Annotated in this window: 8 protein-coding genes and 7 pseudogenes; 6 read left to right on the top strand and 9 right to left on the bottom strand. The window is 60.2% G+C overall.

Annotated elements, in window-relative coordinates; genetic code table 11:
• Nucleotides 1-647: 647 nt before the first annotated feature.
• A pseudogene (locus tag AC0L2X_RS31690) lies at nucleotides 648-1,744 on the bottom strand (IS110 family RNA-guided transposase).
• An 85-nt stretch (nucleotides 1,745-1,829) separates the two neighbouring features.
• Here AC0L2X_RS31690 and AC0L2X_RS31685 point away from each other — a divergent pair.
• Nucleotides 1,830-1,946 (top strand): annotated as a pseudogene (locus AC0L2X_RS31685) (transposase); the annotation flags it as partial.
• A 10-nt stretch (nucleotides 1,947-1,956) separates the two neighbouring features.
• On the opposite strand, the pseudogene AC0L2X_RS31680 reads toward AC0L2X_RS31685, so the two are convergent.
• A pseudogene (locus AC0L2X_RS31680) lies at nucleotides 1,957-2,399 on the bottom strand (IS21 family transposase); the annotation flags it as partial.
• A gap of 92 nt (nucleotides 2,400-2,491) precedes the next feature.
• Nucleotides 2,492-2,773 carry a hypothetical protein gene (locus AC0L2X_RS31675; protein ID WP_473601112.1) on the bottom strand — a complete coding sequence of 94 codons (282 nt, stop codon included), beginning with the start codon at nucleotides 2,771-2,773 and terminating at the stop codon, nucleotides 2,492-2,494.
• On the opposite strand from AC0L2X_RS31675, the pseudogene AC0L2X_RS31670 reads away from it, so the two are divergent.
• Nucleotides 2,687-2,972 (top strand): annotated as a pseudogene (locus AC0L2X_RS31670) (aminotransferase class I/II-fold pyridoxal phosphate-dependent enzyme); the annotation flags it as partial. The gene AC0L2X_RS31675 and the pseudogene AC0L2X_RS31670 overlap by 87 nt on opposite strands.
• A gap of 352 nt (nucleotides 2,973-3,324) precedes the next feature.
• On the opposite strand, the gene AC0L2X_RS31665 reads toward AC0L2X_RS31670, so the two are convergent.
• On the bottom strand, nucleotides 3,325-3,603 hold the full coding sequence (locus AC0L2X_RS31665) for a hypothetical protein (RefSeq protein WP_473601111.1): 279 nt from the start codon (nucleotides 3,601-3,603) through the stop codon (nucleotides 3,325-3,327).
• Nucleotides 3,604-3,845: 242 nt separating this feature from the next.
• Here AC0L2X_RS31665 and AC0L2X_RS31660 point away from each other — a divergent pair, with 242 nt between their 5' ends.
• Entirely contained in the window at nucleotides 3,846-4,565 is a 720-nt protein-coding gene (locus AC0L2X_RS31660) for a LuxR family transcriptional regulator (protein ID WP_473601110.1), read from the top strand.
• Between the two features lie 330 nt (nucleotides 4,566-4,895).
• Here AC0L2X_RS31660 and AC0L2X_RS31655 read toward each other — a convergent pair whose 3' ends face one another.
• Nucleotides 4,896-5,177 carry a DNA -binding domain-containing protein gene (locus AC0L2X_RS31655; RefSeq protein ID WP_473601109.1) on the bottom strand — a complete coding sequence of 94 codons (282 nt, stop codon included), beginning with the start codon at nucleotides 5,175-5,177 and terminating at the stop codon, nucleotides 4,896-4,898.
• 116 nt (nucleotides 5,178-5,293) lie between these two features.
• Between AC0L2X_RS31655 and AC0L2X_RS31650 the strand changes: the two genes are divergently transcribed.
• Nucleotides 5,294-5,527, top strand: coding sequence for a helix-turn-helix domain-containing protein (locus AC0L2X_RS31650; RefSeq protein WP_473601108.1), 234 nt, complete (start codon nucleotides 5,294-5,296; stop codon nucleotides 5,525-5,527).
• 578 nt (nucleotides 5,528-6,105) lie between these two features.
• Here the strand turns inward: AC0L2X_RS31650 and AC0L2X_RS31645 are convergent.
• The 3 genes and pseudogenes from AC0L2X_RS31645 to AC0L2X_RS31635 form a co-directional block, all read right to left on the bottom strand.
• Entirely contained in the window at nucleotides 6,106-8,445 is a 2,340-nt protein-coding gene (locus AC0L2X_RS31645; protein ID WP_473601107.1) for a S9 family peptidase, read from the bottom strand.
• Between the two features lie 607 nt (nucleotides 8,446-9,052).
• Nucleotides 9,053-9,589 (bottom strand): annotated as a pseudogene (locus AC0L2X_RS31640) (OmpW/AlkL family protein); the annotation flags it as partial.
• 354 nt (nucleotides 9,590-9,943) lie between these two features.
• Nucleotides 9,944-12,034 carry a prolyl oligopeptidase family serine peptidase gene (locus AC0L2X_RS31635; protein ID WP_473601106.1) on the bottom strand — a complete coding sequence of 697 codons (2,091 nt, stop codon included), beginning with the start codon at nucleotides 12,032-12,034 and terminating at the stop codon, nucleotides 9,944-9,946.
• 1,361 nt (nucleotides 12,035-13,395) lie between these two features.
• Between AC0L2X_RS31635 and AC0L2X_RS31630 the strand changes: the two are divergent.
• Together AC0L2X_RS31630 and AC0L2X_RS31625 are read left to right on the top strand one after the other, a co-directional pair.
• Nucleotides 13,396-13,572, top strand: a pseudogene (locus AC0L2X_RS31630) (transcriptional regulator domain-containing protein); the annotation flags it as partial.
• A 115-nt stretch (nucleotides 13,573-13,687) separates the two neighbouring features.
• On the top strand, nucleotides 13,688-14,203 hold the full coding sequence (locus AC0L2X_RS31625; RefSeq protein ID WP_473601105.1) for a DUF2285 domain-containing protein: 516 nt from the start codon (nucleotides 13,688-13,690) through the stop codon (nucleotides 14,201-14,203).
• Nucleotides 14,204-14,958: 755 nt separating this feature from the next.
• On the opposite strand, the pseudogene AC0L2X_RS31620 reads toward AC0L2X_RS31625, so the two are convergent.
• A pseudogene (locus AC0L2X_RS31620) lies at nucleotides 14,959-15,344 on the bottom strand (Ti-type conjugative transfer relaxase TraA); the annotation flags it as partial.
• Nucleotides 15,345-15,481 lie beyond the last annotated feature (137 nt).

Below are 15,481 nucleotides of genomic sequence, written 5' to 3'. Positions count from 1 at the left end.
CGACCTGCTGGTAAATCATTGACGTGTTGCGAAATCGGCAGTGTGATGCGCTGTGGCGGCTTTCCAAGGGAGGCTAACAGGCTTCTCAGATTGGGGTGGTGAGGTCAAGCTTCTCCTGCTCGTTTCCCGGATCATGTCGCCCGCGGGTCATTCGCTTCTTTTCGCGGACAGCACTTTGGACGCCGCATGATGTTGGAGTGGACGGCCCGCACGGCATCGATGTGCCAGATGAGGTCGTTGCAGATTTCAAAGCAAAGGCGACCGTCACAAATTATTCGAATTCGCCGCGATGGTGTCGAGCGCCAGCGCGCCATGACGCTTGCCGCCGACGAGTTCATCCGAGTTTCAGGTCAAGTGATATCAAAGGCTCAAAGGCGCATAATTCCTCCTTTTCTGTTGGCGGAGCTTCCAGGGTTTGAGCCCAACTGCGTTGACGCGGCGCCGGCGTATTTCCGAGGCCTGATCCAACTCACATGCGGTCGCCGTCGGGGACGGCTGCACCAATATCCCCCTTTCGGCGGGCCAAAGGCTCAGGAGGACGAGACCATTCTTCCTGTCGGTGGTTCAGACCAGCGGCGGATTCGGTTGTCTCCCTGGATCCGCGGGGGCTGATTGGCCTTCCGGACAGGTATGCAGGGTTGATCGCCTTAGGCGGTTTTCATGACGACGCCCTCGATGACCACCCCTGCGGTCGCACATTTCCAGAGAGCGACGAGCAACTTTCGTGCGAGCGCGACGATCGTTGTTTTGCGCACGCGCCCAGCGTTACAAGCTGTTCGTTCGCGGAACCAACGAGAGAGCGCTGACTCGGGCTGGTAGCGCAGCCACAGCCAGGCAAGCTCGATCATTGTTGTCCGGAGCCGGGGATTGCCAGCCTTTGAGACGCCTTGCTTGCGGTCGATTGATCCGCTCCGCCAAGGCGTCGGCGCGAGCCCGGCATAGGCTGCCACCTGCCTTCGGTTGTCGAACTTTCGGAATAGCCGTTCCGAATAAAAGATGGCGGCACTCTCGGGGCCAATGCCTTTGAGGTCGGGCAGCAACGCCACAGGCGTGTCAGCGACATCGGCGGCCAGCAACGCGTCAGGCTCGGCTTCGACTGATTTGATCTGCTCGAACAGCAGCTCGAGGCGGTCGAGCTCGCGAATGAGCTGCGCCTTGAATTGCCTGCCCAGCACACGGCCATCACCCGTCCGGAGATCGTCAAGCCGCTCGCGCCGGTCACGTCGCAGCGGATCATAGCCGGTTATCCCTTGCGCAAATAGCAGTCCCTTGATGCGATTGGCGTGGCTCGTCCGCTCACTGACCAGGACCTTGCGCTCCCGGCAGATCCGGCGCCGATCCTCTGCTTCGGGCGTCGGTGGCTTCGCCATCGCGCATACGGGTGGCTCGCCGCGTTTATAAGCAAGCAGTGCGCGCACAGCGTTTCGCCGTCGATCTTATCAGTCTTCGCCCGCCGTCGCCGTCGCGAGGTGGCAATGGAGGCAGGGTCAACAACATGGCTCCCGATCCCCTCATGCTCCAGGACACGGTGGATCCAAAAACCGTCCAAACCGGCCTCTTGGATGACGACAATCGGAAACGTCTCGCCAGTGCGCAATTGAGTCTTTTCCCGAAGCTGTGCAAAGCGCGCCAGCAGTCCCGCAGTATCACCACCTCGCACCGCATGCTTCGACATACGCTCACCCCCGCCTGGCGATAGCGACGTCACGCAGGCCCCTCGGGGTCGATCAGTTGCAACAAGCATGATTCCCTCCACAAGGTTAATTTGACCAGCAACCCCACTTTGCAACAGCGTGGGTCGCTATCCCCCTCTCGCCATGGGATCTTTCTTTCTGCTCCATGTGCTGCCGCGTGGGTTCCACCGCATCCGTCACTATGGACTGCTCGCCGGCTCCGCCCGCAAGGCCAGTCTCGCGCTCGTGCGCGAACTGCTGAACGTCGCTCCGCCTGTAGCAGATCGATGATCGGCACCGTCTGCTCGGCATAGTCTTGGCGTCACCGCGCCCGCCGCATGCCGATTGCGGAATGTTGCGCTCGTCCGACGCTCGAAAGCGGCGAGTGGTCGCAGAACCAGGTATAGCCGTAGCCGTCGGGATGGGCCCCTTGCGCTTCAGCTCCCTGGCGATCAGCGCAAAGTCAGGTTCGCTCAGGTCTTACGCCGGACGACCCGCACGGCCAAACAGCAGCCGCTCAAGCGTCGCATCGTCGTGGCCGGGCGGCAGCGGCCAGCATGCCAGCCCGGCCTACCGCGCCCGCAGCAAATAGGTCGATACTGTCGTCTTACTGATCTTCAGCCGTTCCGACACCTCACACGCCGAAAGACCCTCCTCGTGGGTCAGGCGCAAGATTGCTTGGATATCCCTCACGCTCGTTCGTATCGGTTGCTTCCGTCTCGGCATGCCCCTCTCAACGTCATCGTGAGAGGCCAAACTGCCAGAACGGCGCAGCCGAGAACCGACCGTTAAATCCGCTCCCGAAAACTGTCCGGGATTTAGCGGTTGGTCTGCTTCTGGATCAAGTCCTTCAAAGCTGCGCCGCGCGGCCAGATCGGGCACAGGCGTACCTCATTGCCCTTGCCGATGAATCGCACCTGGTGAGGCGGCTCCAGGCGAACGTCTCGGACCCGCAGGTCGACGAACTCCCGGGCGCGCGCTCCGGTGTTGAACATGAGGGAGAACATGGCGTAGTCCCGCGCGAAAAGCTCTACGCCAATGCCGACCGCTTCCGCTCGAAGATGTCGCAGGCGGGCTTCACGGTGGCTGGCGCGGACCATCCGATCATCCCGTTAATATTGGGCGACGCGCAGCAGATGGCCGGGAAATGCTCCAGCGCGGGATGTATGTGATGGGTTTCTCCTCCCCCGTGGTGCCGAAGCGCCTGGCGCGCATCCGCTCGCAACGTCGGCCGCATTTTCGAGCACGGATGTTGACCGTGCGGTCGACGAGGTGGGCAGGGAATTGGAAGTGATTTGATGCCAACATGACTGGAGCGTTCGGCGACGTCCGCGAGGAAGTAATCTCAGGACGGACCCTAGTCTCGCGTCAGGAAGAAGACCATGTAGGGTCACAGCGTGCAAACGAAGAGACTAGTGACGTTTCAGAGCGCACCGGTTTCTGCAGCCCATGTTTCAGCAGCCAACGTATTTTGGCGCAAACGCTCATTCCAAAATTACTATAGTTTGCAAATGCAAGTCTTATCCGGCAAGCGAGCTGATAAACAGTCATTATTCTTCTATATATGGCGCTGCCAGTGGCGGACCAAGTTATTTCTATTTGATTTATTGGAGGAGAAAGACGCGACCATCTTAATCTACGAGTCGCGGTTCTAAGAGAGGAAGGGAATCGCGAAGCATTGATCAAATTCTGACTGTCTCAAACGGGACAGCAGAATGAGGGCGAAATGAATCTCACGGACAAGGGTCTGCGGCAGCGTCACCGCGGTCAGATTATCGGGATCACATTCACATCGGGCGCGATGCTTAGTTTGAGAAATTTGGGCAGCTACCGGCACGGGCAACGACATCAGTCGATTGCGAAACAATGTGCAGTCTGTGTGCGGCACGCCCCGGCAGCGCGCCTGCTCGCCCGCAAGGTGGATATTCATTCTATCATGTTACGGAAGGAAGTCATCCGCCGGCATTGTGCTGCTTGCAATACCTCGATGCGTCTTTGTTCGAGCGGGCACAAGGTCAGCGCGAGCTGGTGCCGACTCGCGGCGTGGTTTGCTTTATGACGTGCTGCATTCCAGGCGAGTTAGGCCACTTGTCTATCGGCCGTTTGCCCGGCGGGCGCCGTCGCAGCGCTTCGCTGCCTTGGATCGGGGTGAATTTAAGGTAGGCCAGATACGTGCAGGCTGTCTTCGAGAGATTTTTGGAACGGCTTTCAGAAAGCGTCGATGAGGCTGATCTCCGCTGCGCCCTGGCCGATGTGGCCTCTGGACTCGATCTGCGCACTTTTGCCTATCTCTCGTTACCGCCGCGGTCTGATGGCAAACCCACGCTGATCTCGAATTATCCGGCGCCGTGGACAGCACATTATCTTGAGAACCGATATCAGAGTATTGACCCGGTCATCGTGCGCGCACGCAGTGGCGGATGTCCGTTTCGATGGGGATCCGATCTGAGCGGCGAGGAGGCTGCAGGGGCTCAGGTTTTCGAAGAAGCGGCGCAGTATGGCATCTGCTGCGGCATGACGATCCCGGTTGTCGACCGCCGAGGGAATTTTGCTGCGATAACCTTTGCCGCTGACAAGCCCGACGCTGTATTTTTTCGCGCCGCAGAACGCCACAAACAAGGTCTCCCGTATATCGCGACCTGTTTTCATATGTTCGTTCGCAGCAAACTGTCCGCCGATCGAATGATCGATGGTGTCTTGCTGACGCCGCGCGAATACGAGTGCCTGCAGTGGGCAGGACAAGGCAAGTCTGATTGGGAGATCGGCTGCATCCTGGGCATCAGGCAGCGAACGGCCGCCTTTCATCTGGGCAACGCTCGCCGGAAGCTTGGGGTGACGACCACCAAACAGGCAATTGGGCGTCTGGCCCGTTCCTTTTTTTCGGTTCACTGACGGGTTAGCTTCACGGTGCGCGGCGGCTTTGAAGGGTCGCCTGTGGGCGCTCGAGTGCCTCAATGCCCCTTTGGCTTACGGCGAATTGCCTGCCCGCTTGTTTCCGCCGAAACCGCGGCCCCGAGTGAATGTAGTTCTTGGGGGTCTCGAGGGATCGCTCGCCGGACCTTCACATCGCGAGATCCTGATCGAGGAGGGCGCGTCCACGCCGAGGGACGAATCCTGGCGATCACCTCCGCGAGCGCATCCGGCGCGTCTCTCGGCTATGCGTTCAGGAATGAGGACTATCGTGAGTTCCTTGCCGGAAAACGTGACAGTTCCAGCCGTGCGTCAGCCGCCGAACAGTTCCTTGTAGCCGATCGTTACCATCCAGTTCGCCCGGTCGATATGGCTGCGAACAGCTTTGCGGGCGCGCACCGGTTCAAGAGCCGGGTCGATGCCGAGAATGAGTTCGGCCATTTCCTCTACGCTGGCATTGTCGGCGCAGGCGTCGAGGATGCGCAGGTAAATGGTGGAATGCTGCCTGTCGTAGCTCGTGATGCTGTCTGACCAGGGGACCTCATCGAGCAGTGTCGAGCTTTCAATCCCATCTGTTCCCGTCGATCGATTCATCTCTGCCGCGAACCTCGCATGTTGATAGCTGGATTCAAGACAGCATATCCCAAAATGGGATAATCCGGAACCGGGATTAGTGGCTGAGCCGGTCTTTACCTGACCGGTTCGCCTACATGCCAAAATCTCTTCGATCTCCCCGCCACCAGCGGTTTCTGGACCAGCTGATATCGCTGCGCAAGGCCAAAGGCATGACCCAGGCGCAGGTGGCCGAGAAGCTTGGCCGGCCGCAATCCTTCGTGGCCAAGTACGAGGGTGGGGAGCGGCGTCTCGATATCATCGAGTTTCTCGACGTAACTGTGGCACTTGACGCTGACCCCTGCGAGATTCTGTTGAGCCTGCGGTCATAGCTGGCGCGGGCGCGTCTCGCTGCGCGCACCGGCTGCCGGCGGACCAGCCCTGCTTTTCTGGCAAGCTCAGGCCTCTCACCCATTCGGCTCCCGCCCTGGCGCGGGTCCTTAGACCCGCGCAGCTCTTGTCTGGGCCTTTCCCGGCGGAGCAGGGCAGGCGGCACCCCTTCTAGGCCCGCCGCGGGGTCCCGCAACCTTCGCTCTCGCTCGGGTCCTTCTCTTCGTTTCGGTCCTTCGGATGCGGTCCGCCTGGACGGCGGCCCTTCCGGTCGCAACTCGCCGCCCACCCCCGCTTCCGTCCCGCTTCCGCGGAAAAGCCGCGATTGGCGAGCGGAGGCAAAACGAAGCATGCAGGAACGTACCGTCAGAGAAGAGGCAGGCAGACGCGGGGCGCCATATCCTCGATTCCCGCTTTGCGGCCGTCGAGCGTCGGAATCGTTCCTGTTTCCGTCTTGCAAAGGCCCGTTGCGCACGAATGGCGCAGGCCCTCGTCCGAGCGTTCTCCGCTCGCTCGCCGCCTCGATCATAGCCAACAAAACGGACCCGAGGATTGCTATAGGCAGAAGCTGCCGAAGCCATCATCGTGACGATTTGCTCTTTTGCAGCTCGGTTCCTTTAGCGTTCCAGTCGGGTGGGGTCTGACCGAGAATGTTGCGAACGAAGAAGTCCAGGAGTTTGCGCTCAGTAAAGATGCCTGGCGCGCCGTGATCGGCACCAGGCACATAGAACATGTCGAAATCTTTTCCCGCCTTGATGAGTCGGTCGGCAAGCTGCAGCGAGGAGGACGGGTCGACATTGCGGTCCATTTCGCCGACGACGATCATCAGCTTGCCCCGCAGCCTGTAAGCATTGTCGATGGCGGAGGATTGGGAATATTCAATGCCGACTGGCCACCCCATCCACTGTTCGCTCCACCAGATCCTATATAGCCGGTTATCGTAGCAGCCGCTGTTGGCGACCGCGACCTTATAGAATTCGGGATGGAAGAGCAGCGCGCCCACCGCGTTGTGGCCGCCTGCGGACCCGCCGAAAATGCCGACATTGGAGATATCGTACCACGGATACCTCGCGGCAGCCGCCTTGTGCCATAGAATGCGATCGGGAAAGCCTGCGTCCTTCAGATTTTTCCACGCAACGTCATGAAAGGCGCGCGAGCGGTTGTTGGTACCCATGCCATCGATCTGCACAACGACGAAGCCCAGCTGCGTGAGCGGCTCTGTCCGCCTTGAGAAGGATTTTGGGACGCGAGAGCCCTGGGGCGCGGCATAGATTTTCTCCACCACCGGGTACTTCTTCTTCGGATCGAAATTGGCGGGCCGGTGGAACACGCCCCAGATATCAGTCTTGCCGTCGCGCCCCTTGGCGTGGAAGCTGAGTGGCGGCTGCCAGCCTGCGGCGACGAGCTCGGATATGTCGGCGGTCTCCACCTGCATGAGTTTGACATCGTCGCTGGCGCGGTAGAGCATCATGCGGGGCGGCAGATCGATGCGTGACCAGAGATCGACATAATAGCGGCCATCGGGAGAGAACTCGACATGGTGGTTGGCCGGCTCGGGCGTGAGCTCAGTCAGCCCCTCACCGTCGAAGCCGATGCGGTACGCATGGACGAAATAAGGGTCCTCCCCCGGGTTCCTCCCGCTCGCCTCGAACCAGATCTGGCGCTTGACCGGATCGACATGGTTGACCCCCCGCACGACCCACTCACCGCTGGTAATCTGGTTCTTGAGCGCGCCGGTCCGGCCGTCGAACAGATACAGGTGCTCGTGCCCGTCGCGCTCGGATGCCCAGATGATCTCCTTCCCGTCATCGACGTCGTAACGAAAGAATTTCCCGGTACCGTGCTGGTTCATCACCAGCGGCTGGTAATCAACGAACGTCGTGCTGGTCTCTTCGATCAGCGCGCGTGCGCGGCCCGTCGCGGCGTCTACCTCGACCAGCCGATAAAGCTGATGCCCGCGCTGGTTATATTCGAAAGAAAGGCCGCGACCGTCCGCCCACCATTGGAGAGCGGAAAGTTCGAAGGGGTTTGAGAACAGGGCGTTGTCGATCACGATCTGGCGGCGGCCGGCAATGTCGAACAGGACCGGCTGGGGCAGCGGAAGGACATCGCCCGGCTTGGGATAGACCATTGTCGAATATTCGCGCTGCAACCGGTCCGTCGATGAATCGAGGTAGGGGACCTTCCGCTTGTAGCCGGGACGAACGCGGGAGGCCGCGAGGTGGCGCGAGTCCGGCGACCAGCTCAGTGTCGAAAAAACGTAGTAATTGCCCTCGGATCCATCCCGGCTCAGCGCAGCATCCTGCAATCCGTCCTTGCTGCGCAGGAAAACATTGTAGTTCTTTATATAGACGACCCATTTGCCGTCGGGCGAGGCGCTCCTCTGGTCGGGGTTATTCTCAGCCGGTGGCGTGTAGTCGTGGCGGAGTTGAAAGGACGGGGCGTCCGCATCCAATTTTGTGTTGGTGCAGGCATAGCTTGCAACGTCGCAGCTCCACCGGACGTGCTCAATCAGGAAGTCGAGCCTGCGACCATCCTCGGTCAGTTCGAAACGCTCGAAGGGAAGATCGTCGGCCTGATACCGCTTATGGCTCGCCCCGTTTAGTGCCGCCGCCAGACGGGCCTGATCGAAGGGCGGCCGCTTCACGCCCGTGGCGACATCGACCAGCATGAACTGGCGCTTGCCGTGGCTAGTCCGGCGGTAGACGAAGGCTTCACCCCCAGTCAGCCAAAAAGGCATTTCGGGGACATTGGCACTGAGTCCGCTATAGCGATCGTTGATCGTAAGTGCCCGCTCGAAATCCGCCAGCTCTAGCGGTGGATGTGCACCGTTCGAACCGTTGGCCAGCGCCCGAGCGGTTGCCGATCCCGATGCCCCTTGAATTAATAACGCAAGCACCAAAGCGCCGATCTTGACCATATCTGTTCACCTCTTTCGGTTTTCGGAAGACACATTGTTGGATCTGGCTTTTCATCGCCCGGTGTGCAGCAGCGTTGAGCGTTGCTCGAAGGACCAGCACGCGGGTGCGGCCTTGATGGCAGTCAACATGACCCGTCGCCCTACGCCGATATCCAGGAACTGGCCGGGTGAACCAGCCTGAAGAGTTGGCATCCGAGCCAGCAGGGTAGTTCCATGTCCACATGATGGAATCTTCAAAGCCCGATGACGCTTGCAATCACACTCCCTTGCTGTTCCTGCACCGGAAACGGCCGGAACGCCGCCCGGCACGTAGCGTTGGCGATCGACATTCTCTACATGGCTGGCGTCAGTCCGTTGATCCCTGTCCGGATGAAGGATGCAAAATGCGCGCCAAAGGAAAATCCTTTTAGTTCAAGGCCATCGATCGGACCGGCTGTGTCGGACGACCGACATTAACGTCGCATATCGACAGCTCGGACAATCCCAAGACACTGACTTGGGTGTATGTCGGGTTGACAAGAGTGGACCGTCGGGCCGACGGAAAAAGGGCGCACGAGGCGCCCTTCAATCGACTCGGCTGTGACTAAGCCGCGTTCGCCTTCCGTTGTCAGAAACGGTAGGTGACGCCCGCGCCTATCAGCCAGGGATCTAGCGCCGCCTTCCTCGTCTGCTTGTTGCCGGCCACTGTGACTTCGAAGTCTGGCTCAGGAAAAGCTTCTTCACGTCGAAGTTGACGCCCCAATGCTGGTCGAGCTTGTAGTCAAACCCGACCTGCAGCGCGGTGCCGAACGTATTCTTGACCTTGAGATCATCGGCGCTGCCGGCTTCCTGATGATAGAAAATCGTATAGTTCACGCCGGCGCCGCATAGGGCTTGAAGGCGCCGAAATCGGTAAAATGGTACTGCAATGTAAGCGTGGGCGGCAGCAGCCAAACCTTGCCGATATTCCCCAGCCCGCCGATGGAGCCTTGGCCTGTGATGTTGGCATAGGTGGTGCCGAGGATAAGCTCGGCTGCGACGTTGTCCGTGAAGAAATACGAAATATCGAGTTCCGGCGTCACGCTGTTGGAGTACGAAAGACCGAGCCGGGCACCGCGTTAACGTAGCCCGAATATTTCCCCGATGAGCGCAGGCGGATCTGCCAAGAGCGTGGCGCTTAGCTTGGTGTTGTAGACGTGGCACGGGTAAGGGGGAGGGGGAGGGGGAGGCGGAGGCGGAGCGACGCACCAAGGGATTGGTGGATCGTCCGCCGCTACAGACTGCTGTGCCAGCAGCATCAGGACGACGGCTGCTGCTACTCCCCGCGCCAGGTTCATTCGCTTTGTTGCCATGGTATTTCTCCTTGCTCTTCAGAAAAGTAGACTGAACTGAGTGTCCGGCTCTATTGGTTGAGATCGACAGAGCGCTGGCGCATTTTGCGCAAGCAGTGCCCGCATTAATTGCAGCCATGGACCTGTACTCACTCGCTTGTAGTTTGGTTTTGTCGGGCTCTCGGGCGTCAATGAACGATATCGGCGTGCCAGCCGATCGCGCTGCGAAGGAAATTGATGCCAAGGCTGATGAATGCGGCTCGCTCCCGATTGTCCTTGCCGTAGCCGTGCCCGCCTGCGACGGGCTCGTAAAAGTAAGCGGGATAGCCAAGAGCCTGCAGCTTTGCCGCCATCTTGCGCGCATGGCCCGGGTGGACGCGGTCGTCGCGTCTCATGGTGGCGATCAGGATAGGCGGATAGGGCTGTCCCGGCGTGGCAGTGTGATAGGCGGAGATCTCCTTCAGGAAAGCCCAATCGTCAGCCTTGTCGGGATCGCCAAATTCGTCGATCCAGCTCGCGCCCGCCAGGAGCTTGGTGTAGCGGCGCATATCAATAAGCGGGACTGTGCAGAACAGCGCGCCGAAATGCTCAGGATAGCGGGTAAGCATGTTGGCGATCAGCAGGCCGCCATTTGAGCCGCCCTCGGCGGCAATCCGCCTCGGCAGCGTGATGCCCCTTCGCACGAGGTCGGCGGCAACGGCGGCGAAATCGTCATGGGCGAGACGCTTGCCCTCCCTCCGCCCGGCATCGTGCCAGCGGGTGCCGAACTCGCCGCCCCCGCGGATGTTCGCCTCCACACACGTGCCTCCGCGCTCGAGCCACAGCTTGCCGAGTGGGGAGTTGTAGGAGGGCAGGAGCGATATGCCGAACCCGCCGTAGCCGGAAAGGTGAACCGGGGCATCTCCGTTCCCCTCCGCCGGTCCGACCTGCGTATAAGGGATCATCTCACCATCGATCGAGACTGCCTCGTGGCGTGTGACCACTAGCCCGGATGCGTCGAAATTCTCCGGACTGCGCTTCAGGATTACTGAAGCGCTGAGAGGCGGCGCGGCGTTGAGATCGAATAGGAAAAGCTGCGGCGGGGTGACCGGGTCCTGAGCCCAGACCTGAACCTCTCCATTGGTCTGGTGATCTGCCGCATCCAATGACCAGAGGTGAACAGTCCCTTGCGACGGCACGGCGTCCAGGGCTCGGCGCGTCCATCCCTGCGAGCCCGGGGTGAACACCTCGAATCTCGGAACGAGGTTCGCCAGGTAGGCGATGATGAGCTTCCCGTCATTCCAGAAGAATGACTGCAGGGAGCGCCTCTCGGCCGGTTCAAACAGGGTACTAAAACGACGCTCGCCGCCCAGGAAAGAGGAAAGCGAGATGCCGATCAGTGCGTCGGCGCAATAAGTCGTCCCGCCAACCGTCCATGCTTTGCGGGGCTTTACCGCCAGCCAATCGCCGAAGGTATCCCACCTGGCGTCCTTGGGAAGGTCGATCTCAATTTTCGGCCCGCTTCTATCACCAATGCGGACTATCTGCTCTAACCAGGCCAGCTGCTCAACGAACCACAGGCGCTCGCTCTCGGCGGTACGGTCCAGATGGCCAGACACACCCAGGGTTTCGGAACCGGTTTCGAAGATTACCGGTGCGGTGAGGGGATCCGCGCCACGCTTCCACAGTCGCACGGTGCGGGCGTAACCGGAGCGGGTGGCCATGCCCCGACCAAGCGCACTGGAAAGCAGAAGCGTGTTGGGGTCAAGCCAATCAATGTCGCCCTTGGCTTCGGGGAGATTGAAACCGTCGGCGACAAAGCTGAGAGAGCTCAGGTCGAATTCACGATGCACGACCGCATCGCTGCCGCCGCGTGACAGGCGCAAAACGGCTCTTTCCCGTCTCTCCGGCTCGATCGACGCACCACGCCAGATCCAGTCCTCTCCGTCGCTAGCCGCGAGCGCATCCAGATCGAGCAGTAGCTCCCATTGGGGATCCGCCTTCATGTAGAGGGCAAGGGTGGTTCGGCGCCACAGTCCTCGCGCATTGCCAGCATCTTGCCAGCAATTGTAGAGGTATTGACCGCGGCGCGTTACCAGGGGAATCCGGTCGGGACGATCGAAAATTGCTGTCAGCGCCGCACCGTCGCGCTCGAACTGCGTTCCACCGAAATGCTTCAGGGCCTTCGCCGACTGGCTGGCGGTCCACGCAACTGCGCGTTCACCGTCTACTTCTTCAAGCCAAAGATGGGGGTCATCGTCAGGCGCATTCAGCGTTGGCCGGAAATCGAATTCACTCATGTCCGGACAACCGGACGAATGAAAGCGCAATGGCTTCCATCTGCTCGGGTACGCTGAGTGCTGGCGGGGGCGCCCGCATGCGGGAAAAGTGTGATCATCAGGTGGGTTCTTCTCAGTCGGTGCGGCGTCGCAGTGCTTTTGCGCATAGGACTGCATCCGACGTGCCAACTGGAAAATCGTTTCCGAACAATGCATTCGCTCTCGTAGCGATGCGTCGCATGTCCGACATCGTCGAGAATCCGACAATGAGTGCACTTCGTAATCACCGGATCGACGTCCGGCGCCATCCGTCACACCGCGCAGGACTCGAGCAGTGAAGCTCACGGCGAACTTGGTTGCCCCCAACATCTTCGCTCCGGAATGCTTCACGCCACGGATTCAATGGCAGACACCATAAGGCGATCGACCCGGTGAGCGACCAAGCTAGCTGCGCCTGTGGTTTAGCCGCCAGCTGGAAAGAAGCGGAGATCCGAGGAGAAGGGATGGGGCACTGCTTCGCCGGCCTGATGTTATCAAGGTCCTGCCAGCAACGTTCGCTGCTCGCCCCCTCGATCGTATTCCTGAAGTCTGTCGATCACGCGAGCAAGCTGCATTCGGGCGAACACATGGCAGTGGCCGCTAGGGCATTCAGCTGCTGGCGAGCCCCTCGTTCAATATGCAAGCTACGATAGGGTCTGGAGACATGGGAGCTCCGGCTCGGCGTACTATCTATGCGAGACGGCCAATGGTCGGCGATGTTTTGCTGACGCCGCGCATTGGCTGCTCGCAAACAATGGACAGTGCGGTGGCAAGTCTGCCTGGAGCAATCGGCTGCCGCAGGACAGGCGGAGCCTGGCCGCGTTCCATCTCCATGCCGCTCGCAAACAGCCGCCGTGGGCACCACCCAAAGGAAGCGATTGCGCGCCTCGCCGGTTCGTTTTTGCGTTCGACTGAACAGCCGGCTTAACCTGTACAACTATACAGGCTGCCACGGCGTGAAACTTGGCCTCCAATGGCGGAAATTTCCCCTTAGGAGACCTGCCAATGACTGAGCTTATAGCGCCGGCGCTACGACAACTTTCCCACAAGGAGCGTGCAATCCACCGCCACGCCACTGCGCCTTCAAGGAACGTCTGGAACGCAACGCAGGAGCCGATCACAGCTATCAAACCGACTCCCTTGGCGTGCTCCGGCTGCCCTGGCTGTCGCTGCGCGGGTTCGATCGTCTGGTCGCTGTTTGCGGGCGTCTTCTGCCCTCGTCAGTGCCGATGGTATACGCTTCGACGAAATGCCTCCATCGAGGTCTGGTGCCTTCGGCGACGGCGCTTTGCCAAGCGGCATGATGTTTCGACCTCCCTGGGGGCGGGCAGGGGAGCACAGTCGTGCGTACAGTTCTCGTGACAGGCGCGGATGAGGCTGATTGGCGCGATGAAAGATCATACGATTACACCTCAGGTCTGACGCCGCGCGAGTGGGCCTGGGAGTTCTTGCGCCGCAATCCAGCATTTCGGCGTGAAGTGACCGCTGCAAGCCAGCAGGCTAATGCTTTGTCCTACCGCCCCTTTCTCGAGGTGGTCGCGTCGGCCGGCGACCTGTCGCGCTGGGGTGTCCTGTTTCGCCGAGTTTTATGGGCGCAATTCGCTCGTATTCTGGTCTCCGATCTGGTGCGTCCATGTGCTGCCGGTCATTGCAGAACAGCTGTCCGCATCCTCGGCGACATTGCCGTTCGACCTCTCGGAATTGCCATGTCGTGCGACGGTGCTGCTGTCGCCCGACAAAAGCCAGCATGTTCTTCTTCGCCATACGGAGCATACGCTCCAGCTCGCCGTCTCTGGCGCGGATATCTTGCGCCCTGTTTGCCTCCGCACCGAGGCGATCTGGCCAGCGATGGTTTCGAAGCCCCGCCTGAGGGCGCTCGAGTGCCTCAATGCTCTAAGTCTGGGTCAACACCTGCCCACCCGCTTGTTTCCGCCGGAACGACGCGGTCCCCGTTTGACCTTCGTTCTTCGTGCGCTCGACGGTTCGCTTGCCGGAGCGTCACATCGCGAGCTCGCCGAAGCGCTGGTTGGTCAACGGCGTGTCCATGCCGACTGGAGGGATCCTCGCAATCATCTGCGCGACCGCATTCGCCGCGCCGTCTCTCGCGGCCGCGCCCTCATGAATGGAGGGTACAGAGATCTCCTTCTTTAAAAGTGACAGTCCGTGCGTCAACCGGCGAACAGTTCGGAGCTAATAGCCGTGACCATCAGTTCGTCCGGTCGATATGGCAGCGAACAGCTTGCAGGTGCTTTGGTTCAGGCGTCGGTCGATGCCGAGTGGCACGTTCGGCATTGTCCGATAGCCGACAATGTCGAGTACGCAACGTACGGAACCTGACTCTCGGGCGTTTTTAAGCGCTTTTTGACCTGGCACGGTACATGCTGGGTATTCAGCAAAACCCGCGGACTGAGTGGTTCCACCTCCACGAGAGTCGCTGAATTACGCCACCTCCCAAGGCGTACTCGGCCCGGCAGCGAGCTCAGTCTCCTGCCGGGCATGCGAGTTCAGACGTACTCGCGTTTAGAAACTTCAATTAGAGGCGCAATGTTTCGCGTCCGGCTATGCGGATCGGTGCCGAAAGGCAGTCGAGGAGGCGGAACTTGCCGCTGCGTCTCCCATCATTACGTCAACGAAGCGCAAGGCCTAGAAGAATTGTCAGGCTTCGAGCGCGGTCGTTATGCCTTCGTATTCACGGCAGCGACTATTTCGGCCATTCCCAACTCGAGATCCGCTTTGGACAATGTGGAAAGGTTCGCTCGCAGCTTAGCCTTGGCATCTTCATAGCTGATCCCCATCGTCGTTAGCACATGCGACGGAGCGGTGAAGCCAGCGCGGCAGGCGGGAACCGGTAACAGAGGTTTTCCATTGACTCTCTCTGAGTCTTGCGACGGCCTGAGACATGAGAAGTCCATGTGATGCAAGGCATTTATTGCTCTTCCAATCGATTCGAACTGGATGCCAAGCTCGGCCTTGCGGCTGGCGAGTAGGGATTCAAGCTGTGGATCGCGTTCGAGGCTTTTGGCCATGTCGCCCATTGCACGATCGCGTAGCCTTGTAGGCGGACATGTCGCCCGCCTGATACTGCCGTCGGCTGGTCTGGTAGAGCTTTTGCCAGCGCTCCACCAAGCGGTCGGCCCGGCGGCCGGGATCGGTGCGCAGTTCGGTATCGAGCTGGAGCGCGCGGATGGCGCGGTTGGACCCGGCCAGCGCCTGCCTCGCGGGCGAGGTCTGGGTCTTTGACGTAGGCCGCCTCGGCATCTCGCCAGCCATGCGGGCGCACCTCCTCGCCAGCACCTTCAATCCGCGACGGTCGCTCGCGCTGCGCTATGCCAAAGGCTCCGCGCCAGCGCCCTATGGCGCGGCGATCAGGATGAGACGGCGTATTGCCTCACGTAATGATGTTCCTCGAGATTCGAGCGTTGCCTCATC

The organism is Mesorhizobium sp. WSM4828 (assembly GCF_055811175.1).
This window is presented reverse-complemented; position numbering and strand designations above follow the sequence as displayed.